Genomic DNA, 22256 nt, shown 5'->3' on the forward strand with positions numbered 1-22256 from the left:
GATTGGCATGAAAATTACCTGTCCAAATTTTGGTAATATCAAGTCCGATAGCTTATTTTAATTGGGTTTTACTGCTACCAGACTTGATATCAAATCAGGCTAGTTAATTGATACAGAACCTTTATCCTATTAATGTTTTTCTCAGGTTATAAGAGATCATTGTAGGTGTCGATAGCAAATTGGGCACGCTCATCAGGAGATTCTATTTCAGCAAACTGCTCAATAAAGTTGTTCGCCTCATCAAAGCTCCACAGCGGATCACCACCTTCTTCGTTCTGGGCTATATAGTGTACGGCAGCCTTAAAGACAGCACGAGCAGCATTTTTGGTATACGCCACACCTGGATCACCACCACCAAACTCTAAATCCAGATGCCAGAGCAAGACATTGCACTCTGCAGGAAATGGTTTGTGCTCCCGCAGCTGCATAGTTTCCATGCAGCGTTCATGGGAATAGGAATCAGCAAGGGAATGGAGAAAAATCGCTAAAGCCGTGATAGAGCTTGCCGGTACAGTTTTGAATCTCCGACTATTCAAAGAGTATTTAGGCGTTACCAGTAGATCGTCAGAATTGCCGTAAATAGCCCACTGGTCCATGCTATTTAACTCTGGGATTCCCCTTGGACAGGAGTCGGAACTGTCCGTGAAGTAGTTGCAAGTGTTGCATTCGCTGGCGTCAGTGGGATAGGACACACCGAATGAATCAGTGCAACCGCGTCGGGGAAAGTGCCAGTATTGACTATACTGGCTAAAGCGTCCCGTATTGGTGAGACGCACCTTGGTGCCGTTGTAACCTGTAAAATTAACTGAGTCCACAGCTTGATTGGTAACTGCAATCTGTTCTGCCAATTCTGGCGAGAAACCCGCTGCCCGCACTAGGGTGCGGGTAAATTCGTAATGAAAGGTACTGTGTCCTTTGAGTCCGTTGCGGTAGAACTCGTTGAAGGCATTTGTAGGTAACACCCAGCAGAGAATTAGCACGATGGTAGATACCCAAGTCAATAAAAATAGTGTTTTACGCTTCATATTTGGTTGATACACAATTATGATTCAGAATCAAGCAACTGCTTTGAAAACGTTACTTTCTGCTGAATAATGTCGCCAATTTGCTTCAAGGATTCTTGTTGATTCCTTAAAAAAGCAGCATGGTTTTTGGTGATGCGAGATGTATTATAACTCAGTTTTTGATACTGATTTTTGTGTAATTCACTTAGGGTTATTTCCGGACAAAACTTGTGATTTTTTTGGGCTAATTCTAGACTCCAACTATTATTATCCAGCGGCATTTTAATGGGCTGGCCATAGTTTAATTTTTCGGTGCTTGTAAGGCAGTGATTTAAAGCACACTTAGCACTATTTTCATGGTTTAGGACAGTACTTTGAAAGTTTGATAAATTTATGGGTTCAGATGGTTCAACATTGGGCAAAGTCTGTGGCTGTTCCCAAGTCTTATGAATTAGGACGTTTGATGATAGAGTTTCAGCAATTTCCTGGTTAGTATTGCTCAAAATTCTGGACTTAATCCGGCTCCCACCCAAGGTTATGGTTTTAACCATTGAGCGCCGCTGACCAGCATTTTCTGGTTCCTGAGTATACAGCGGCGACAAATCTAGAGAGACTTGATGACTAACTAGCTTGGCCAAAGCTTTGACAATAGAGGTATGGTCGTTTGAACCTCTTTTATTGAGGGAAACTGTGACATGTTCCTTATCCTTGAGGTTTTCACCAATCCATCTAGAACAAGTACTCCCAGCGCCTACCTCCACAAAGATCTTGGCTCCATTGTCATAAACTTGGTTAATTAGCCGAGGAAAATCGAGGGGCTGACAAAGACCCTTGGCGATCGCGTGACCAATGGCATGGCTCTCAAGGGTAATGGGTTTGTAGTCGGCTGCGGAATAAAAAATAGTCTCTGGTTTGCTGCCGATAGGTAAACTGGTTAGTCTAGCAAGTTCATGGTATTCAGAAGCCATGGCGTCACAATGAAGTACATCATCGGCAGGAGCACGGAAGGCATCGCATTTGAGAGTGTCAATCAGCCTCCGACAAGCTTGAGGATCACCAGCAATTACCACTTCTTTTGGCGTATTGATATGAGTAAGATACACGCGATTCTCATGTTTGAGATATTCCACAACTTGGGAGACCGGAGTGATCAGAACATAGGTACTCCAAATTTGTTTGTGCTGATCATCATTGCCTTGGGGTAATCCCCAATACTCACGAACTGCGTTTTTAGGACCAGACAGTCTTGTGCGAAATATCTCAGAGGAGCTTAAGCCATCGATAGCTTGATCATAGTTAGTCCAGACGGACTGACCAATCATCATACTAAGTTCTCCTAGGCTGTAGCCAAAGGTAGATTGAGCTTGAACTTGGAAATAATCCCTCATGATTATGGTCAAGATTCCACCAAAGGCCATTCCAGATTTGAGCATGGTATGGGAATCGTCTAACAGTTGCTCTTCAAGGACTTCGAGTTGCCTTCTGGATAAGGAATTTAAGCTCCTCGGATAAAGAAGTCTTTCCCTGAGGATCGAACCTATATTGGCGACATGTTTATCTGCCTCCTCGTAGAGTTTGGGAAATAGCTGAAAACTATTCTGACCTAGTCCAATATAGGAATTGAAAGCACCAGGATAAACAAACGCAACGGTACCCCGTTTAGCCAGTGGTTTAGCTGTAAAATAGCTTCCCATAGGCGTTTGCCAGTCTTTACCTGTATCAAAAGCCTTGGGAATCCCCTTCATTGCACGCTGGATCTCTCGTTTTAATTCATCGTTGTTGTGTCCGAGAATTGCCAGGGTATAAGTGGCCTGAGAACGTTTTTGAAACCTGGTAAAGGTTTGGCGAGCAGCAGTAGATAGAGAAACACAATTTTCGATAGTTTCTTCTAAATTATGCAGCTGCTCAAGTAACTGTGATTGACCATCAGCAGCAATGGGAAACAGATAAAATGGTGTTTGCTCCAAATAGTTCCTGTTGCGATCGTGCTGAGTCTGTTCCTCTGACAAAATTATATGGGCATGACTCCCCTCCAGTCCCATACCGTTAATTGCTGCTACTCGTTTGGTGCTCTCTGGTGCTAAAAACCAAGGTCTTGATGCAGTTGCCACATAAAATGGACTACCTTGCCAAACCTCCGGCATTTTAGGACCAGTCCATTGAGGTGTTGCTGGAATATATCGGTGATAGAGACAGAGTGCAGTTTTGATTAAGCTAGCAATTCCTGAAGCAACATAGGTATGACCAATATTTGCCTTGACACTACCTATGGCACAGTTTAAATCAGGCTTGGCAGTTTGATAGGCTTGGGTTAATCCACGAATCTCTGCCTCATCCTCCTGAGCTACTCCACTACCAAACACTTCTAAATAGCCAATATCCCCAGGTGTGATGTCTGCTTGAGTATGAGCCTGTTGACAGGCTTGTATTACAGCTTCAGCCAGAGGCGGTTGCGGGAAAGGATTGACCTGGTCTGATTTCCCACGGGCTTGTACCAAACTGATGGCATCAATCACTGCATAAATACGGTCTTGGTCTTGCTGGGCTGTATCAAGACGCTTTAAAACTACAGCGCCAGCCCCTTCACCAACCATCCAGCCATTAGTATTTTGGTCGTAACTCAGGGTATTGACTCCTGTGTTGACCTTTGCCAATTGGTTTCGCAACAAAACATTTTCCACGCCGCCAGCTAGGTCAACAGCACCCACAACAACTGCATCTACCTCCCCAGCAGCGAGTAATAGTTGTGCCGTTTCTAGAGCTTTGAAGGTGGAATTTTCCCCAACACCGAGGGTCAAGGAAGGCCCGTTGAAATCCCACAGAGCAGAAATACGACTGGCTGTGATCGCACCGATGTAACCGAGATAGTCACTGGTTTTTGCCTGGTTGTGAATGCTATCTTTAACAATGCTTTCTAGGCTATCGATAGCTTCGGAGAGTAAGGATTGATTCGTGTCAACAAAACTGTCTTTGAGTTGCCAAGACAGATGCCATCGCTGCTGAAGCTGGTGAGCAGCAAGTTGGGTTTCTGCAGCGATAATCACTGCCACATTTCCCCCCTCACTTAGTCCTGCGTCTTTCACCGCACCCTCGGCTACCTTAAGCATTAGCGGTTGTTCAGGGTTGAGTGTGTCTGCTTCATTAGGCGGTATCTTAAACCGTAATGTCTCAATGTCAAAATCTTGGATGTAAGCGCCTAAGGGTGCTTTACCGTCTGTAAAGCCATAGTCCTTGAGCAATTGTTGTTCCTCGTCAATGCCCTTCCAGCGCTGCTTAGGAAGAGGGATAAAATGCTGGGCTCCATCATAAATACTGCGCTCAAACCGATCCAAGCCATCACAGGAGCCAAAAAAGCTGTCCATGCCCACAATCGCGATCTTAGTAGCTGGCACCGGTTTAGACGCTTCCGGTTCAAAATCAGGGATTTGTTCGACCTGAGTGGATTGCTCAAGAATCAAATGAGCATTATTTCCGCCAAAACCGAAGGTATTAATGGCTGCCCGTTTCAGCGGTCTATTGTTTGGCCAGGGAGTTGCAGCTCGAACCACTTGCTCCGCTGCAATCACATTATTAGGAGAGCTGAGGGGAGTCGCTATATTAATTGTCGGGGGTATTACACCCTTAGACATACTCAAAATGACTTTAATGATGCTAGCCATACCAGAAGCACTTAGCAGGTGACCCAGATTAGATTTGACAGAACCCACCAGCATAGATCCTTGATGCTGACCAAAGAAGGTATCTACAGAGCCAAGTTCAGTGGTATCACCAAGGAGAGTACCAGTAGCATGGCATTCTAAATAATCGATGCTCTTTGGACTAATGTTTGCCTCAGCATAGGCTCGTTTATAGGCTAAAATTTGGCCTCGGGGGTTCGGACTCAGCAGGTGCTTTCCCCGACCATCATTAGATAATCCGTTACCACAGATTGTGGCATAAATTTGATCACCATCTCGAATCGCCTCACTGTAGCGCTTGAGCACCACCATACCCATCCCATCCCCTGGGGTTAGACCTTTGGAAGATTGATCTAAGGGTCGGCTGAGATCATGTTCAGGGTAAGCCTGAATACCAGAAAATAGCATCCGAGCGAAAATTGGATCAGCATGACTAACGGCTCCCGCTAACATCAAATCAGCTTTGTGGGATAGTAGGTAATGACTTGCCAATTTCACAGCATACAGTGATGAAGAACAGGCAGAGTCTAGGGTATAGTTAATATCGGATAGAGAAAAAGCTTGGGCGACTAAGGCTGAAAGCGCGCCATAGTTCATCCCATTATAAAGAGATAATTTGTCAGATTTCGGTAATTTTGCCAACTGGAAGTTTTGATTCTGCAAAAGCTCCCTAAGTGCAGCTTCGATGGTGTCCTGATAAATCGATCCAAATAGTTGATTCGAGAGTTGAGTAATGCTTGAAACATTACCGAAAATTACACCACACTTTGAGAGCACCCTATCATTGTTCAAATAATTGCTGTGTTGCAATGCTTGTTTGGCAACATAGAGGCACCGTTGGAAGAGAGGATCTAACCCTTCAAGAAGTTCTGAAGGCAAGTTGTATCCAGTGACATCAAACTTAAAATCTCGGATATATCCTCCCCTTAAAGAGTAGCTTTTATCCGGTTGATTTTTTAATGGATTAAAAAAAAATGCCGGATCAACTCCTATGTCATCCTTATTTAATTCGGAAGTAGAATCTTTTTCGCTAATCAGATTCTGCCAGAATTCTTCTGGATTTTTGGCATCAGGGAAGAGGCAAGACAATCCAATTATTGCTATTTTATCCATAAATTTTTGATCACAAAATACAGCTTTTAATAGCTGTAAAAAAATGTAGTTCCGTTATAATATTAATTGCTTTGATAAAAAAAACTTTTACCATAAAGGAAAAATAGTTCCTTTCCAGCCAAGCCAACGGGAATAAATTTGTCCTTCACGATTATGGGCTATCATATCAACAATGACATTTTTATTTACTTTAGATTTGAGCTCCGTAGATACATAAAACGTTTCTCCCGGTGGGATCATGGCAAATTGTTCAAATTTTTCCGATTGGGAAGGTAACAATTCCTCTTGATAAAACGCATAAATTAAAATTCCATTAGCGTGTGTCTGAAGATCAGCGATGTAGGGATTGAAAGTTTGAATTGTAAACTGCCCTTGTTGTCGGTCACTAATAGATGACCAACGACAGGCTGCCGTAATTTTTGTAGAAGTCAGATTCAAGACCCGTTTCACCCCCCAAAAGGAAGGGCCATGAAATAAGGTGCATTTTCCAGCTTGATATAATGGTGATTTAATCTGTTCAGGAATTTGAACATCTTCCTCAACGTTAACGGTCTCATAAGTGGGAGCACTCTTGATTTCTCTGACCAGCTTAATCTGAGCCCGATAATGCTCATGATAAGGAATTTTACTTTCTTCTTTTTTACTCCATATTTTTCCTTCAAATTCTATTGAACCGTCATTGGTCTTAGCAATTTCTTTGAGATCCAGAACATATTCACTTGCCAGATTATTATTGAAAATAATCCCTTTCAAGACCTTGAAATTTGTGTAACTGAAGAATTTGTAACCGGGATACAGTTGTTCACAGGCATTAATAATCCATGCTACGGCACAAGTAGCTGGCAATACTGGATAACCGGCAATGATGTGATCGTGTAAAAAGGGATTAGCGTCCAGTGTCAATTTGCGGCGAATACGATAGCTTCGTAACTCAGGGTTTAACTCCCCTAACACTGGTTCCAGTGGAGTGCCAATCACCACTTGCGCCGTTTCCTGATTGGCACTATCGAGTTCCTTAACTAGCATGTTTGTCCCCACTGGGATCGGAATAATTTCAATGTTGCGCTTAGCAAACGCCTTCTTTAGTTCCGAAGTCACCATACCACTGTCCCAAGGTCCCCAATTGATGGCAACCACATGGCAGGAGGGATGGTTTTGCTTGACCAGATGAGCTGATTTGTTGAGAATTTCATTTGCGATCGCATAATCCGACTGACCGATATTTCCGTAAAAACCAGCTACAGACGAAAATAGAACTAAATAATCCAGTTGACCTGGGCTGACGCAACTCAGCAGATTTTCCAAACCCTTTACTTTGGTACCATAAACGGTCTCAAAATCTTGTTCCGATTTCTTTTCAATTAATTTATCCGCTAAAACCCCTGCTCCGTGGATAATACCGGTAATTGGACCCATGCGCTCAACCACAGTCGCCAGCTTTTGCTGTAAGGCTAGAGCATCGGTTACATCAACATCAATATAGTCTGCCTGACCGCCTGCCTGTTCAATTGCCAAGAGAGTTTTGTGAATTTCTCGACTCGAAGCAATTGTCTTAAATACCCGTTGTACTTCCATGGGAGTAGGCTTCTGTCCTTGGGCACGGATATTTTCCATAATCCGTTTTTTCAATTCAGATTCATCAAAACAATCCTTTGCCCAATCTGGTTCATCTTTCATGATTGATGAACGACCCAGTAGAATAAATTTGGATGGTTGGTGCTGTGCCATCCGAATCACGCACTCAGCGGTAATGCCTTTTGCTCCGCCACTGACAAGAAACACTGATGATTGACTGATTTGAGCTGTTTGTATCATAAAGTTTCCCAATAATTGGATAATTAATTTATAAATAGTTACTCTTATTTAACTTTTATGATCAGGGGTCTATACCTAGCATTTGTGGCACTACGTTAGGGGTCAAGCTACCTTGGTCAAGCAACCATCAATAAGACACGACAGGACATTATTTGCCATTTTTTCCATTGAGTTTTTACTAATTGATGGCTCAGAAAATATAAAATTTAATATCATTTTTTCCTCAAAGGTTGAGACAGCAACCGATAACGTACCCCCACCTGCTCCTTCGGCTGCAACAAAGCTGATTTCTTCTAGTTCAAAGGAACCATAATGTTTAGGAATATTGACTTTACCAATATTGGTAACAGATACGGTTGCCGACCCTTTATTAGGGTGCCTTATAAACCACTTAATTCCGGCTTTAATTATCATAACAAATCTAAATAAATTGGCTTTTTTTAAACGAGATTCGAGCTGTTTTTTAACACTCCGAGCTAAATCCCAGAATGATAGATTGCTTTGTAAGGTGTGATATGAGGTAACACCTGAAATTAGCATCCCCATGACCTCATCACTGACCACTGGTTCCAAGCGTCTGCGCAAGTCAACATAGGATAGGCAACTTACACACAACCTTTTTTTCTTATTTGCTGTGATGCTTTTTGCGGCAGTCAACAGCATCGCTCCACACAGGGCACCATGTACTGTTGTCTTTTCCTTTTTGCAACGATTGATCAACTCTTGGGTTAACCCTTTGTCTAAGGATTTTTGCACCATACCACAACGGCGTAAATTAATGGGTACGCACTTCTCAAACCCGAGAGTTTTTGGTCGATACCAAACCTGATTAAAAATTATTCGTAATAATAGCAATGATCTATGCCAAATCCCTTGCAATCCCCTAGTTGATATCGGAATTAACCTATCTATGGGTGGGAGTATGGGTAAGGGAAGCACTGAAGTTATTGGTTCCCCACAGTGAATTTTATCGCAGTAGGTCAAAATTGCTGAGTGCAGTCGGACACAAGATAAGCCGTCTGATATAGCGTGGTGGATTGATGTAATCAGATAGTTCGCACTGTTTTCACTCTCAGCACGAACTAGCACTGCCCGCATCAAACCTTTATCACTCTCAATTTCCTGATTCAGCTCTTCAAGAACAACCTCTTGCCAGTGTTCGTTGTAGAGATTGTCAACCACACGCAAAGGAATCTTGGACACCCCTTCAGTTTCAAAGCAAAGATTATCTAATGAGCCAACGATACGAGAGTTAAGACAAGGGTAACGGTATTGAATCAGGTCAAGAGCCTGTCTAAGGATTTCTTCACTCAGAGGTCCTTTGACGCGACTCATTGTTACTACATAACTGGATTTAGCAAGGCGATTTAAGATTTCCATCCCTTGCTCGACAGGAACTAGTTTTCTGTCTAGGGTTTCTCCTGGCGAGATTGGCGACATTGTTAACATCTTCAATGTTTTGGTTGATTGTTCCAGTTTGGTAAGGTGCACCCTGATTTTTGCCACTAGTCACACTGAGCACTCAGCACTCAAGCACTATATTTAGATGGATGGTTCAGTGCTGAGGGTTACTCGCCCCTGTGAACTATATCCAACTTCAGTAATATAATGGTTGGGATCGTGAAGTTCAGCCATGATGTACTGAGCCGAGCGCTCAGCATTCAGATCAGGACTCAGATCAATGCCCCGGCAAAATACCGATTTCCATTCAAGGTTTAGGGTTTTAGTCAATCCAAATAGACCAGCACCAATTGCACCAAAGTTCATGTTTTGTGCTAATCCAAACGCTCCATCAAGACGAGCAACAGTCATGAAACAACTCCGTCCTTGACGCGCCGCTTGATTAAGTGATGGTTTGAGATGTTTGGCCATCAAAAATACCTGCTTAAGAAGAGCTTTTTCTAGGTCAAGAAAGCGAATCCCATGATTGGGCCCGGTCCCAATGGCAGGATTGAGATGAATAAATGCAGCAACCGAACCATAGTTAGCAGTAATTGCTGCCAATTGTTGTTTCAAATGCTCCTCACTCAAATCGTTCAACACAATACGACTAACTCCTTTCGGTAAAGGTGGTTGTTCTGCAATCAGGGATTGGGGAAAACTTAAGACCACCACTTTCCAGTCACGCTCTGTTAGGGATTGAGCCAGTTTGGATGTAGTGAGTGAACCATCATCGGTTAACAAAACAATATGCTTGTCAGGTAACGTCAAATCCAAACTATCTGGCTCAGGCAAAGCTTTAAGTTTTACCAAACAGCGTGGAATATTATGATCTAGGTCAAGTTGCTCACTAGAAGGCTGCTGCTGGAACTCTTTTTTTTCAGTCGTCGCTGTCTGCTGTTGAAGATACTCAACAATTTGACCAAGAGTGCGCAGTTCTCCGAGTTGCTCTGGATTGGCTTGAGGCAAATCAGGGTACATCTCCTGTAGAGCGCCTAGGATTTCCACCCGTTTGATGGAGTCAATACCTAAATCGGCTTCCATGTCCATATCCAGCTCTAACATGTCCGCTGGATAGCCGGTTTTCTCGCTCACCACATCTAGCAGAGTTTGACCGATGGCCTTAACATCTATAGCTGGTAATGGTGTTAATGGTGTGGAAGTTTCTAGCGGTAGACTTTCTTCAACTGGTTGAACCTCATTGCTTTCCACTGGCTCAGATTCGATTGTTTCCATCTCAGCTGAGCTGTTGGTTGTTGCTTCAGGTTGGACAGGGATAACCTTTGAAGCATTCGACTGTAAGTACTCTACGATTTGACCAAGGGTACGCAGTTCTCCAAGTTGCTCTGGATTGGCTTGAGGCAAATCAGGATACATCTCCTGTAGAGCGCCTAGGATTTCCACCCGTTTGATGGAGTCAATCCCTAAATCCGCTTCCATGTCCATATCCAGCTCTAACATGTCCGCTGGATAGCCGGTTTTCTCGCTCACCACATCCAGCAGAGTTTGACCGATGGCTTTAACATCTGTAGCTGGTAATGGTGTGGGCGTTTCTGCCCCTAGATTTTCTTCAACTGGTTGAACCTCATTGCTTTCCACTGGCTCAGATTCGATTGTTTCGATCTTAGCTGAGCTGTTGGTTGTTGCTTCAGGTTGGACAGGGAGAACCTTGGAACCATTCGACTGTAAGTACTCCACGATTTGACCAAGGGTGCGCAGTTCTCCGAGTTGCTCTGGATTGGCTTGAGGAAAATCAGGATACATCTCTTGCAAAGCACCTAGGATTTCCACCCGTTTGATGGAGTCAATCCCTAAATCCGCTTCCATGTCCATATCCAGCTCTAACATGTCCGCTGGATAGCCGGTTTTCTCGCTAACCACATCTAGCAGAGTTTGACCAATCCCATTAATATCCGTGGCTGCTGATGCTGAAGATGCTACTTTTGCTGTTGGCTCAACCTTAACTTCAGCTACTGGACTTTCCTGAACGGGTTTTGAGACATTGCTTAAAGCTGGCTCTGGCTCTGGCTTCGACTCCTTGAGCAAAGTAGCAGCAGGATTCGGTTTCAATGTTTCCTCTTGGTTGACAACTTCGGTATTCTCAGAAGTTTGGCTATCCTGTTTCTGTACTAACTTATTTTTTTGCTTGGTCTCTGTAGTCAGTTTAGTAGTGGATGGCAAATTATTGAGACTATCCTGAGCGCTAGTAACCGATGTTGTCACCGTTGTAGAAGTATCTTGTGTGGTTAACTCCTGATTCCCCAGCAATTGATTACCATTACCAGCTTCTAGCCCTGGTTGATCAACAACCTCACCTTTGAGAACCTCTTGATACTGCTGTTTTACCAGTTGGAAAAAGTTCTTGGTATACTCTAGCTGATGGTTTAAATATTGCTCATGGACGTTGAGAGTCTGACCTTGCTGCTGGTGAAACTGCATCATAGTGCGTTCTAAGCTCTGTATCACAAGTTGCTTCGTTTGCACTTGTTGATCAGTTCCGTTGCTGTTGCCAAACAAGGAATGCTGCTGCTGCATCAGTTGGAAAAAGGTTTTGGCATATTCCAGCTGATTGTTCAGATATTGTCCGTGAACCTGTAACGTTTCACCTTGATGTTGACTAAACAACTTCAAGCTATACTCTAAGCTCTCTAAAATACGTTGGGAATTTACAGATAGAGTTGGTGTTGAGAGCATGTTCGATTCAAGAGCGGGTTGAGTAAGAGCTAGTGCTGGTTTGGCATCAGACCTGTCATTGGTGCTACTCCCAGAGGAGGTCACAAGATGCCCATTTGGCTTTTGAGTAGGTTGAGTGGCAATTGATGTGGGTTTGCTCTGAGAAGTCTCCATGGGACGTAACCGAGATGTGGGCTGGATGAATGGGGAGAGTGCAATCCTGTTTCCTGGCTTCTGGGCGATCGCCCCCTTGCCATTGTTCTGGCTAGACCGATTTCCATTACTCACCAATGGTGTCGATTGAGTCACAAGCTTAGTTGAAGAACTCCCCTGATAATTGGCCTTAGCTGTGTGACCATTGCTCTGGCTAGACCGATTTCCATTACTCACCGATGGTGTCGATGGAGTAGTGACAAGCTTAGTTGAAGAACTCCCCTGATAATTGGCCTTTGCGGTGTGACCATTGCTCTGGCTAGACCGATTTCCATTACTCACCGATGGTGTCGATGGAGTGACAAGCTTAGTTAAAGAACTCCGCTGATGATTGGCCTGAGCTGTGTGACCATTGCTCTGGCTAGAGCGATGTCCATTACTCTGGGATGGTGTCGGTGGAGTGACAAGCTTAGTTGAAGAACTCCGCTGATGATTGGCCTGAGCTGTGTGACCATTGCTCTGGCTAGAGCGATGTCCATTACTCTGGGATGGTGTTGGTGGAGTGACAAGCTTATTAGTTGAAGAACTCCCCTGATAATTTGCCTGAGCTGTCTTACCATTGCTCTGGCTAGACCCATCTCCATTGGTGAGCATTTGTGTCAGTTGAGTTTCCACTGTGCTCACATGACTTGCCCCATTATCCTGACCAAGAGATGTCACTTGATGTCCATCCTGCAAAGCCTTTTCAAAAGCCTTTTTCGTCTTTTCTGACACATAATTAACGCAATTTAAGCGGACATTGAGGGGTTTTTTATTGTCAGTCTTGGGTGCTGGAGGCTCAATTTGGTAGGGGTCGAGGTTTTTCAAGGGCAAACCAGCAACGCGCAACTGGATAACCGCTTGACGCAATTGGCGATCGCTATCCTGTTGACGACTTGCATTTAAGGCTACGGCGACATGGGGTTTATCACCAAGGATATCCTTTACTAAGTGGGTCAGGATGCTCCGAGGTCCAAACTCAACAAAGCAATACCCCCCTGCATTGTAGATAGTTTCGATTTCCTGCTTGAACAGTACTGACTTGCTCAAGTTTACTCCCAAAATGTTTTTAATGTCTTCTGGTTCAGTGGGATAACGCTCCCCAGTCACATTGGTATAAACAGGAATTTTTGCTTTTTTGAAGGTAACTGCTTCGCTGGCTTGAGCAAAAGCTTTTTGGGCATGTCCAATCCGAGAAGTATGGAAGGCAGCGGAAACTGGCAGCAATATAGCAGAATACCCTTTTTCAGTCAACACTTCCTGTACCTTCGCAATTTCTGCTGTTGAACCGGCTAAGACCACTTGGCGATTCGAATTGAAATTGGCAATGGTAATTTTAGGAAAACTATCAATAACCGCTTTGACTCGATTAACTTCTTCGTTCACCGCCAGCATTGCTCCCGGATCAAAATTTGGATCATCTGGGGTTGCCATTGCTTGGCCTCTAGCTTTAACTAGGAAAAAGTAATCCTCATCACTCAAAACTTCAGCAGCCCAGAGAGCAGTGAGTTCTCCAAAGCTGTGTCCAGCAATAAAATCAGGCTTAAATCCTGCCTGTTGCAGAATCTTGTAAAGACCAACACTGAAGGCTCCAATGGCTGGCTGAGCATAATCTGTACGTTGCAGTACTTCAGCCTGGATATGCCGTTGAGCTGTATCAAACACAGGCGCAGGAAAAACCGTTTCTGAAACGGGCTTCAAACTATCCTTGAGGAACAGACTATCGATATAACCATAGGTCTGGCGCAAACAAGGGAAATTCATCACCAGTTCCCGCCCCATTTCTAGATACTGGGAACCTTGGCCTGAAAATAGGGCAACGACTTTTCCTTCCAGCTTCATGCCACTGTCACGATAGTAGATCCCTTGGGGATGATTCCACGATTGTGCTTGTGGTCTGTTTTTCAGGCAGTTAATAGTGGTTTGTAAGCATCTGCAAGCTTGTATTAGAGAATCCGCCACAAACCCCACTCTAGCTTCAGTGACCGGAATTTCTTCAGCTTTACAGCTATCAATCAGTTCCTGGTAGTGCTGCTCTCCAGTTTTAAACTGCAACTTTTGTAAGGTATCTTCACAACGAGCTAACAATTGGTCTGGTGTTGGCGCAGACAGGACAATCGACTCGGAAGTGTGGTGTAAACGATAGACATGATTGTGTTCTTGTTCATATTCTTCGAGAACAACATGGTAATTCGTGCCACCAAAGCCAAAGGAACTCACACCAGCACGCCTTGGACTATCTCCTTCAGCGCGAATCCAGGGTCGGGTTTCAGTATTCAAATAAAATGGTGAATTATCAATATCCAGTGATGGGTTGGGATTGGTGATGTTGATAGTAGGTGGCAAGATTTTGTGGTGTAGAGCCAAGGCAGTTTTGATGAGACTAGCTGCACCAGCCGCAGCTTTGGTATGCCCAATCTGGGATTTAACACTACCGAGAGCAACATACTGTTTTTTGGGGTTGTTTTCACTAAAAACGTCCTTTAGAGCCTTGAATTCACTGGGATCCCCAGCTCTAGTCCCCGTGCCGTGTGCTTCAATCAGGCTGACACTGGTAGGAGAGAAACCTGCATCTTCGTAAGCCCGCTTCAAGGCTTTCGCTTGTCCTTCTGGGCGAGGAGCGTAAATGCTTTTATATTTACCATCACTGGAGGTACCAATGCCTTTGATCACAGCATAGATTGTGTCATTATCTCGCTTCGCGTCCTCCAGACGTTTAAGTACCAGCATCCCGATGCCTTCACCCAGCATCATCCCATCCGACTCAGCATCGAAAGGCTTTATAGTTTGGCTTGGCGAGATGGCAGGGGTTTTGCTGAAACATATATAGGCCAACAGAGAGTTATCCGTGTCAACTCCTCCAGTCAGCATCATGTCAGCGCGATGCTCACTCAGCTCACTCATTGCCATTTTTAAAGCACCTAATGAGCTGGCACAGGCAGCATCCACTACACAGTTTGTTCCCCCCAAATCTAGACGGTTGGCAATGCGTCCAGCAATAACATTAGCTAGCATCCCGGGAAAGGCATTTTCGTTCCACTGCACATAGGCTAGCTTTATTTTTTCTACAATTTTTTTAGTATCCTGATCGGATAACCCACTACTTTTTAGGACTTTCTCCCAAATCGGATACTGCAATCTCACTGAAAGTGGTGTACTTAGTTGTTTTGCCAGTGCCGAGCCTAGGATTACCCCAGTACGCTCTCGATTAAACTCCCGGGATTTGCCATAGCCCGCATCTTCCATCGCCTCCTTTGCCACTACTAGACTTAACAACTGGGAAACATCTGTTACTTCTAGGATGTTCGGAGGGAGCCCAAACTCCATGGGGTTAAAATCGATATGTGGGATAAATCCGCCTCTTTTGCAGTAGGTTTTGTCCGGTGCCTTGGGGTTTGGATCGTAGTAGTCGTCTACATTCCAGTGGGAAGCAGGAACATCCGTAATACAGTCGATTTTTTCAAGAATATTCGTCCAGTATTCCTGCAAATTTCTGGCTTTCGGTAAAAGCGATGCCATGCCAACAATGGCGATAGGAGTTTGTGGCAGTTTTTGGTTAATATTGCTTGATTCTGTTAATTTATCCGACATCGTGTCTTTCCCTTGGATACGTTGGATCAGATTCTTTTCAAAGCTATCCAAGTCCTCTTGGAGCTGGGCCAATGCCATGTCAAGTTTAGAATTAGACATAGACTGATTCTTAACCACGGTAAACTAGTTAACTTAATTTATAGTTTCATTTTTTGGTGATTATCAAACTAGTGTTATAAACTGAATTGCCAAGTTTATTTATTTAGGTTTACGGCTTTTAAATCAATTTTAATAGTATTAACAAAATATAGTTTTTACCAATCATTAATGCTATTTAAGCTATTGTAAATAGTATGGATTGCCCTAGGGGATGACTTGGATAATCTTTTTACAAATTTCATGTGCTGAATGTTTATTGTTGACTGTTTGTAAAGAGACCTAAAAAACTACCAAGAGAGGGACGTGTGGGAATAGAGGGAAGTAGGGTAGGAGCAGGGTTGATTGTGTTTTAACCCTTACCACTCTTAGCGCTTATTGACAGGTTTATTGATCATAAATTAGCCCCTGAATTCCCAGCAAACTACTCTATCTGGTTCATTTATGATTAACAGGTTTTAATTACGGGTTAATTTCACCCTATATCCCACAACCAGTCACCCCAAATCCAATCCAGCTTTCAAGCTGCTTGTCATCCCCTGAGTTATTCAGCCATCAGCTAACGCCCTACGTGCTTATTGTACTTGCCAGGTATCAGCTATTCATGATTCCTGGAACAGAACCGAGTAAGGAGCAACCCATCACGAAGCGCGTCGCTCACGAAAACAAGCTTATGGGGGAACTCTCTTTATTGATCAGATGTTGGATTAGATTAGCTGTTTGTACACCATGCCCGTAGCACGTTAGCTCAGCAGTTTAGAGGTGAATGCTTACCCTAAAATAGCAAATTTTTTCTCTAGAGCAAGTCTATGTAGACCGATAGCAGCAATATAGTTGGGATAAATGACAACATTGACTACATTTATCGTAGATAAATTATCTGAAGTTAACCTATAAAATCTCTAAGTATTGACACCTTTAAACAGCTAATAAATCAATAAATAAACTAACTATTATTAAACAATTAGCACAGGATTATCGCCTGTCACCGTTTTTTTCTGTTGAGCTAAACTAGGGTTAGCATCGTCAAATTAGTTTGAATTATCCATGTAGTTTTACAAAGAAATCCAGAGTTACAGCTTGAATAATAACTTAAATACAATAATCATCCAATTTTACAATTATCAGAAATAGATTTGATGAATTTTGTATAAATTATTGATTAAGATAATGGCGATTCTAGCGTTAGGTAGAGCTTTGATCCGTCAAGCACTAGGACTCTGTCAATTGACTTTTGAGGGTTAGGGCAAGGTTAATGGTGTTAGGTGTTAGGTGTTAGGCTTTGAGATCCCTCACGAGAAGAAAGATCAGTTCCTAGGCATGGGATCACATCCCCTGTACCCACTTCAGGCCAAATCACCTCAGCCCGTTTACGGATAATGACTTCTTCGAGATCAGATAGAATTAATCGGCTGCCAGCCTTGAATAACTGTCGGGTTAACTCCTGTCCAAAAGCACCAGCTGCTCCGATAATGAGTAGAACTGCCTCTTGTAGATGAGTCATATGCCTGATTCGTAATTGATTTATACAGAACTTCTATACAATCATTCAAAAACTGTGAATGAAATTCCGAAAAATCAAGATCAAGTAATGGTAAAAAATTGGTAAAGACATAAAATTTACCCGCACAGGCCGAGATCGTGCCTATAACGTTAAAAAGTACCTAAAAATAAAAAAGTCTATTTTATAAGGGTTGTTAATATTTTTTTACGTATTTTTATAGCCGAATAATAGCTATTTTATACATAGTAATTTTCTCCAAAGGCAATTTTTGAATTTTATTTTATCTAGAGTCATCGCCAATACCTTGACAGTTTTAGTAAATACTTCTATCATTGATAATTCACTATGTTTTTTCAATAAAGATATCCAAAATCTGTGGTTGGATAGGGTCGGGGTATGCAACAATTAGTTTAGAAGCTAGCGGCTGCTTAGGTAATTTGAGTTAATTATCTCAGGATAAATATTTGTCTTGGTTGTAACTAATGCCTTGACCACTACCTTACCGTTACCTCTAATAGGGATGACAGACTGTAGCCTCAATCACCCTATATGACTTCAGAAACGGTCATGGTTTTGACCAAAGCCGCCTGGGAGCATAATTTTTCTACCAAGTACAAGGAAGAATAGGGAGTTTTAATTTTGGTGAAAGCCTCCATTTTTGCTACCGCTAATATTTTATTAGCTACTTTAGGAATTTTGGGAGTTGAGGTCAAACCTGCTACATCTCAGTCCTTAAATTTTTCTGATCAGGAAGAATCTGAAATCAGGAATTTTTTGAGCAGCCTATCGTCAAACAATCGAAGGATTTCCAATAATAATTCATTCTTGAAAAGACTATTGCCTTTGCCCATAGTCAACAGCAGAACATCAGGTAGTAGTCAAACCTCAGATAATATATTATCCGAATTTATTACTGTCCTGAAAGTAGGCACCCCCGGTCCCGATGCTTTTGTAGGGGATTCAGGGACTAATATCATTTTCACTCGTACTGGCAATGATATTTTACTGGGTGTCGATCCTGGTGCTCCTATACCTGGTCAAGGAGAAATTGATATCTTAATTGGTGGTCCTGATAGTACTAGTGACGGATCGAGCGCCAATGCCCCTACCAGAGACCGATTTTTGTTGGGGGATGAAAATAATCCCTACTACGCTGGCGGTACCGGATTCCGAGGGAAGAAGGACTATGCTTTAATTGGAGACTTCGATCCCAACCAAGATACTATTCGGCTTCACGGCGACTCAAGTAATTATACTCTGAAACCGATCGGACCGAAAAAAAATGGCACAGCCATATATCTGAATAATCCTAGACCTGATCTGATCGCCATTTTGCCAGGAGCTTCTGGTCTGAGTGTAGATGGTGACTACTTTGAATACGATAATACTCCCCCATCCCAACAAGCAGCTTTCGATAATGCTCAGCAGTTGGGAAGTGCCAGTGTTGATATCGCGTTTAACGTTGGTACTGATAGCGTTGGTAATGTATACGTTACAGGATGGACTCAAGGGGACTTGGGCCAATCCAATGCTGGATCTCAAGATGCCTACGTAGCTAAATACAATAGCCAGGGTCAACAACAGTGGGTTAAACAGTTGGGGACTTCTGGTGAGGACCGCTCTTTTGATATTAGCTTTGACAGCGCTGACAATGTTTACATTGCAGGCACCACCACGGGTAACTTAGGAGGGTCGGTCGTTGGAGGAGATGATGCCTATTTTATTAAGTTAGACAGTAATGGCAACACGCTGTTGAGTCAACAGTATGGAACTGAGCAATTCGACACTGCCTTTGCAATTGACGTTGATAATGACGGTAATATCTACACTGGGGGATATACTACAGGTGACTTAGGGGGAGTAAATGCTGGATCAGAAGAGCCCATTCCCCTGTTTGATGATCCCTATGTGGCCAAGTTTGATAGCAATGGTAACCAGTTGTGGGCTAAACAGTTTGGTACTGTTGAGTTTGACGAACTTTACGGTGTCGCCGCCGACAACAATGGTAATGTCTTTGCTACAGGATTTACTACTGGTAAATTAGGCGAAGAGCATGCTGGCTTGTATGATGGCTGGTTGACGAAGTTTGATAGTAACGGTGAGCAGTTGTGGATTGAGCAGTTTGGTACTTCTAATTATGATTTTGCCTGGGATCTTGCTCTTGATAGCTCTGGTAATGTCTACAGCACAGGATTTACCCTGGGCTCTTTAGGGGGACCGAATGCTGGGTATTATGATGCTTTCTTGGTTAAGTATGACACGGATGGCAACCAGCTATGGACTCAACAGATTGGGACTTCTGGTTCTGATAGCGCCTTTGCTATTGACATCGACAGTGACGGCTTTATTTATATTTCAGGAATCACTGATGGTGATTTAGGAGGAACCAATGCCGGACTCAATGATGTCTTTATTGCCAAGTTCGACAGTGACGGTAACCTGTTGATGACTGACCAGTTTGGAACCCCCGAAGATGACTTTGCCTTATTTGGTATTGATGCCCAGCAGGCTGCTCAGGTTTACTTAGCCGGATTTACTGATGGGTCTTTGGGAGGAGCTAATGCCGGATCCTTTGATGCCTGGGTAGCTAGTTCCAGCCTTTCTGCTGGATCTGTGCCTTCAGCTCCTGAACCCACCACCATTTTGGGTTCCTTAGCCACACTGATTTTTGGTGCTGGGTTCAAGAAAAGACTTGGTAAGAAGTTCCACACCACTGTCTCCAAAAAAAGTACTTAACACGTTTAATCTAAAACCATTAAGCTAACAGCACCAAAAGCTTATTATTTCGTAACTTTGTGATCTACTCAGAGTAGCTAAAACCGAGTAGCTAAAACCTGAGGGGTCTTGCTTGAGGGTGTCTTCTACCGCTTTCTCAGACTTAGTACTTAAGCTCCAAGCTTATTGATTTAGACTGGTTTTGGGGTATAGGGTGTGGAGTATAGTGAGCAAAATATAAAATTGATTTTTGGGTTCACTGCTTAACTCCGAAGACTTTGCTTAAAGCGCAAATTTTTTTTTCTATACAAAATAACTATTACGTTGATAAAACAAATACCAAAAATAATCAAAAAAATATATCTTAATTCAAGTAATCGTCCTGGATAGGCTTTAAAAAATCTTTAAAAAATATTACGAAAATTCCCTTGCGATAAGTTGCCGATCATGACATACTATTTAGAAGTAGATAAATAAGGTTAATTTACCAATCAAATAAAATTTAATTTAGGGTAATTGCCGGTAAATAAAATAGAACATATAGGTTCAGTCGTGTACTGCCAACATTCTTAAATAATTTTATTTTTACCAAATTAAAAAACTTTTTAAATACTAGTGCTATCTAGTGATGGTCAAGATCCTATAGGGTTTATCCTACTTATGAGGTAAAGTCAATTTTATTCTCGCTACTCCCTACTCCCTTCCTCCCTTACTCAGGGTGGTTAGGGGGGATTCCTGCTCCCATTAACCCAGGACAAAAGTATCTCACCGAATGAATAAATGCTATATATCTATGATTTTGTTTTCTTGCTGAATCAATAGCAAATTTAGCCAATTCAAACTATCCATGTTTCCTGCCTCATGTTCTTAGATGAGGTTAATGTACAACAGAATTTATTATACAGTGAACCCAGTGGCATTGCCATGCACTTCTCCACTACTATTGCCAACTAAGGATTATCGTGCATAAGGAAAATCAATCATTTACAAACCCTGTAAGTCAGTGGTATCTGATTTTCTCAGCAGCTATGGCTTTAGCTACTGGGGGGATTTATTTCTATGGCTTGCCCCAATTTGAATCGAAACGTCAAGCTTCTATATCAAATTCCCCAGAAAATACCATGGTCATGGTTGGGGTCACTGCCCTTGGACGTCTAGAGCCTCAAGGAGGAGTTACTCGTTTGTCTGCCCCTAATTCTGTAGGAGGTACCCGAGTTGACCAACTCTTAGTGAAGGAAGGAGACAAGATTAAGGCAGGGCAAATCATCGCTCTGCTAGACAGTTATGCTCTTCGTCTTGCTACTTTAGAACAAGCTAAGCAAAAGGTTAAAGTTGCTAAAGCTCGTCTGGACAAGGTCAAAGCTGGGGCTCAGGCAGGAGAAATTTCGGCACAAGAGGCAACGATCGCTCGCTTACAAGCTCAGTTACGAGGGGAAGTGGCGACACAGGAAGCAACCCTGGCTCGCTTACAAGCTCAGTTACGAGGGGAAGTGGCGACACAGGAAGCAACCCTGGCTCGCTTACAAGCCCAATTGCGTAATGCTCAAGCCGAGTATCGACGTAATCAAAAACTCTATCAAGAAGGTGCAATTTCTGCCTCTCTTTTTGACAGTAAACGTCTGCAAGTGGAAACGATTCAAGAGCAAATTAATGAAGCAAATGCTGCTCTGAAACGAACTGTGGAAACGATTCAAGAGCAAATTAATGAAGCAAAAGCGACTCGGCGACGGACTATGGACACCGGTCAAGAACAGATCAGTCAAGCTAAAGCCAATCTAGACCGTATTACTGAGGTTCGTCCAGTAGATGTACAAATAGCTCAGGGAGAGATTGAGAGTGCGATCGCTGCTGTCAAGCTTGCTCAAGCTGAACTGGATTTAACCTACATCCGTTCTCCTATCGATGGACAAGTCCTGAAAGTTCACACCAAATCTGGAGAAATTATTGGCAGTAATGGGATTGTTGAGCTAGGTCAAACCGACCAGATGTATGTAATCGCAGAAGTCCATGAAACGGATATTAGCAAAGTCCATCTGGGTCAAAAAGCTACTATGACTAGCGCTGCTTTTGATGGGAAAATACAGGGAACACTCGCTGAGATTGGTTTACAAATTGACAGACAACAGGTTTTTGATGTTAATCCTGGATCAGATACGGATCGTAAAGTAGTGGACGTTAAAATCCGCATTAATGATTTCCTAGACAGTCAACGAATTGCAGCATTTACTAACTTACAAGTAGAGGTCATGATTCACCTGTAACTCGGTTAACCAGATTCATAAGTATTGAATCCAGCAATAAAGGTTTACCAAAATGGTTGATGTTTGTATAAGTAGGTGGGCTGAATTCTCCGTAAAATAGCGATTGAGATTTAAAATGCTTAAAACCCCTTTAATAAAGGCTTTCAGCTTCATTTTCGTATTTTGATTTTTAACG

Annotated in this window: 8 protein-coding genes; 2 read left to right on the forward strand and 6 right to left on the reverse strand. The window is 42.9% G+C overall.

From position 1 onward, the window contains the following. Positions 1–146 precede the first annotated feature (146 nt). The 6 genes from BJP34_RS09575 to BJP34_RS09600 all read right to left on the reverse strand — a co-directional run bounded on the left by BJP34_RS09575 (position 147) and on the right by BJP34_RS09600 (position 17105). Complete coding sequence (locus BJP34_RS09575) at positions 147–980, reverse strand: DUF6765 family protein (protein ID WP_149030880.1); 834 nt, start codon at positions 978–980, stop codon at positions 147–149. Between the two features lie 62 nt (positions 981–1042). After that, positions 1043–5794: a PfaB family protein gene (locus BJP34_RS09580; RefSeq protein WP_070392153.1), complete on the reverse strand. Its 4752-nt coding sequence runs from the start codon at positions 5792–5794 to the stop codon at positions 1043–1045. 87 nt (positions 5795–5881) lie between these two features. Then, positions 5882–7609, reverse strand: a complete 1728-nt coding sequence (locus BJP34_RS09585) for an SDR family NAD(P)-dependent oxidoreductase (RefSeq protein WP_070392154.1) — start codon at positions 7607–7609, stop codon at positions 5882–5884. 102 nt (positions 7610–7711) lie between these two features. Further along, a complete protein-coding gene (locus BJP34_RS09590) occupies positions 7712–9049 on the reverse strand; it encodes a phthiocerol/phthiodiolone dimycocerosyl transferase family protein (protein ID WP_158517105.1) in 1338 nt (445 codons plus the stop codon). 102 nt (positions 9050–9151) lie between these two features. Next, complete coding sequence (locus tag BJP34_RS46345; RefSeq protein ID WP_083305076.1) at positions 9152–15604, reverse strand: type I polyketide synthase; 6453 nt, start codon at positions 15602–15604, stop codon at positions 9152–9154. A 1258-nt stretch (positions 15605–16862) separates the two neighbouring features. Beyond that, complete coding sequence (locus tag BJP34_RS09600) at positions 16863–17105, reverse strand: hypothetical protein (protein WP_070392156.1); 243 nt, start codon at positions 17103–17105, stop codon at positions 16863–16865. Between the two features lie 642 nt (positions 17106–17747). Here BJP34_RS09600 and BJP34_RS09605 point away from each other — a divergent pair. Together BJP34_RS09605 and BJP34_RS09610 are read left to right on the forward strand one after the other, a co-directional pair. After that, positions 17748–19841, forward strand: a complete 2094-nt coding sequence (locus tag BJP34_RS09605; RefSeq protein ID WP_070392157.1) for a PEP-CTERM sorting domain-containing protein — start codon at positions 17748–17750, stop codon at positions 19839–19841. A gap of 1007 nt (positions 19842–20848) precedes the next feature. Continuing rightward, the gene (locus BJP34_RS09610) at positions 20849–22081 is read left to right on the forward strand and encodes an ABC exporter membrane fusion protein (protein WP_202972135.1); all 1233 of its coding nucleotides are present in this window, start codon (positions 20849–20851) and stop codon (positions 22079–22081) included. Positions 22082–22256: the final 175 nt, after the last annotated feature.

The organism is Moorena producens PAL-8-15-08-1 (genome assembly GCF_001767235.1).
Taxonomy (GTDB): Bacteria; Cyanobacteriota; Cyanobacteriia; order Cyanobacteriales; family Coleofasciculaceae; genus Moorena; species Moorena producens_A.

Bases quoted from the DNA above. Each gene is read 5' to 3' on its own strand.
- BJP34_RS09585 (WP_070392154.1), bottom strand. From the start codon at position 7,609: ATGATACAAACAGCTCAAATCAGTCAATCATCAGTGTTTCTTGTCAGT.
- BJP34_RS46345 (WP_083305076.1), bottom strand. From the start codon at position 15,604: ATGTCTAATTCTAAACTTGACATGGCATTGGCCCAGCTCCAAGAGGAC.
- BJP34_RS09600 (WP_070392156.1), bottom strand. From the start codon at position 17,105: ATGACTCATCTACAAGAGGCAGTTCTACTCATTATCGGAGCAGCTGGT.
- BJP34_RS09580 (WP_070392153.1), bottom strand. From the start codon at position 5,794: ATGGATAAAATAGCAATAATTGGATTGTCTTGCCTCTTCCCTGATGCC.
- BJP34_RS09590 (WP_158517105.1), bottom strand. From the start codon at position 9,049: ATGTCGCCAATCTCGCCAGGAGAAACCCTAGACAGAAAACTAGTTCCT.
- BJP34_RS09610 (WP_202972135.1), top strand. From the start codon at position 20,849: ATGGCTTTAGCTACTGGGGGGATTTATTTCTATGGCTTGCCCCAATTT.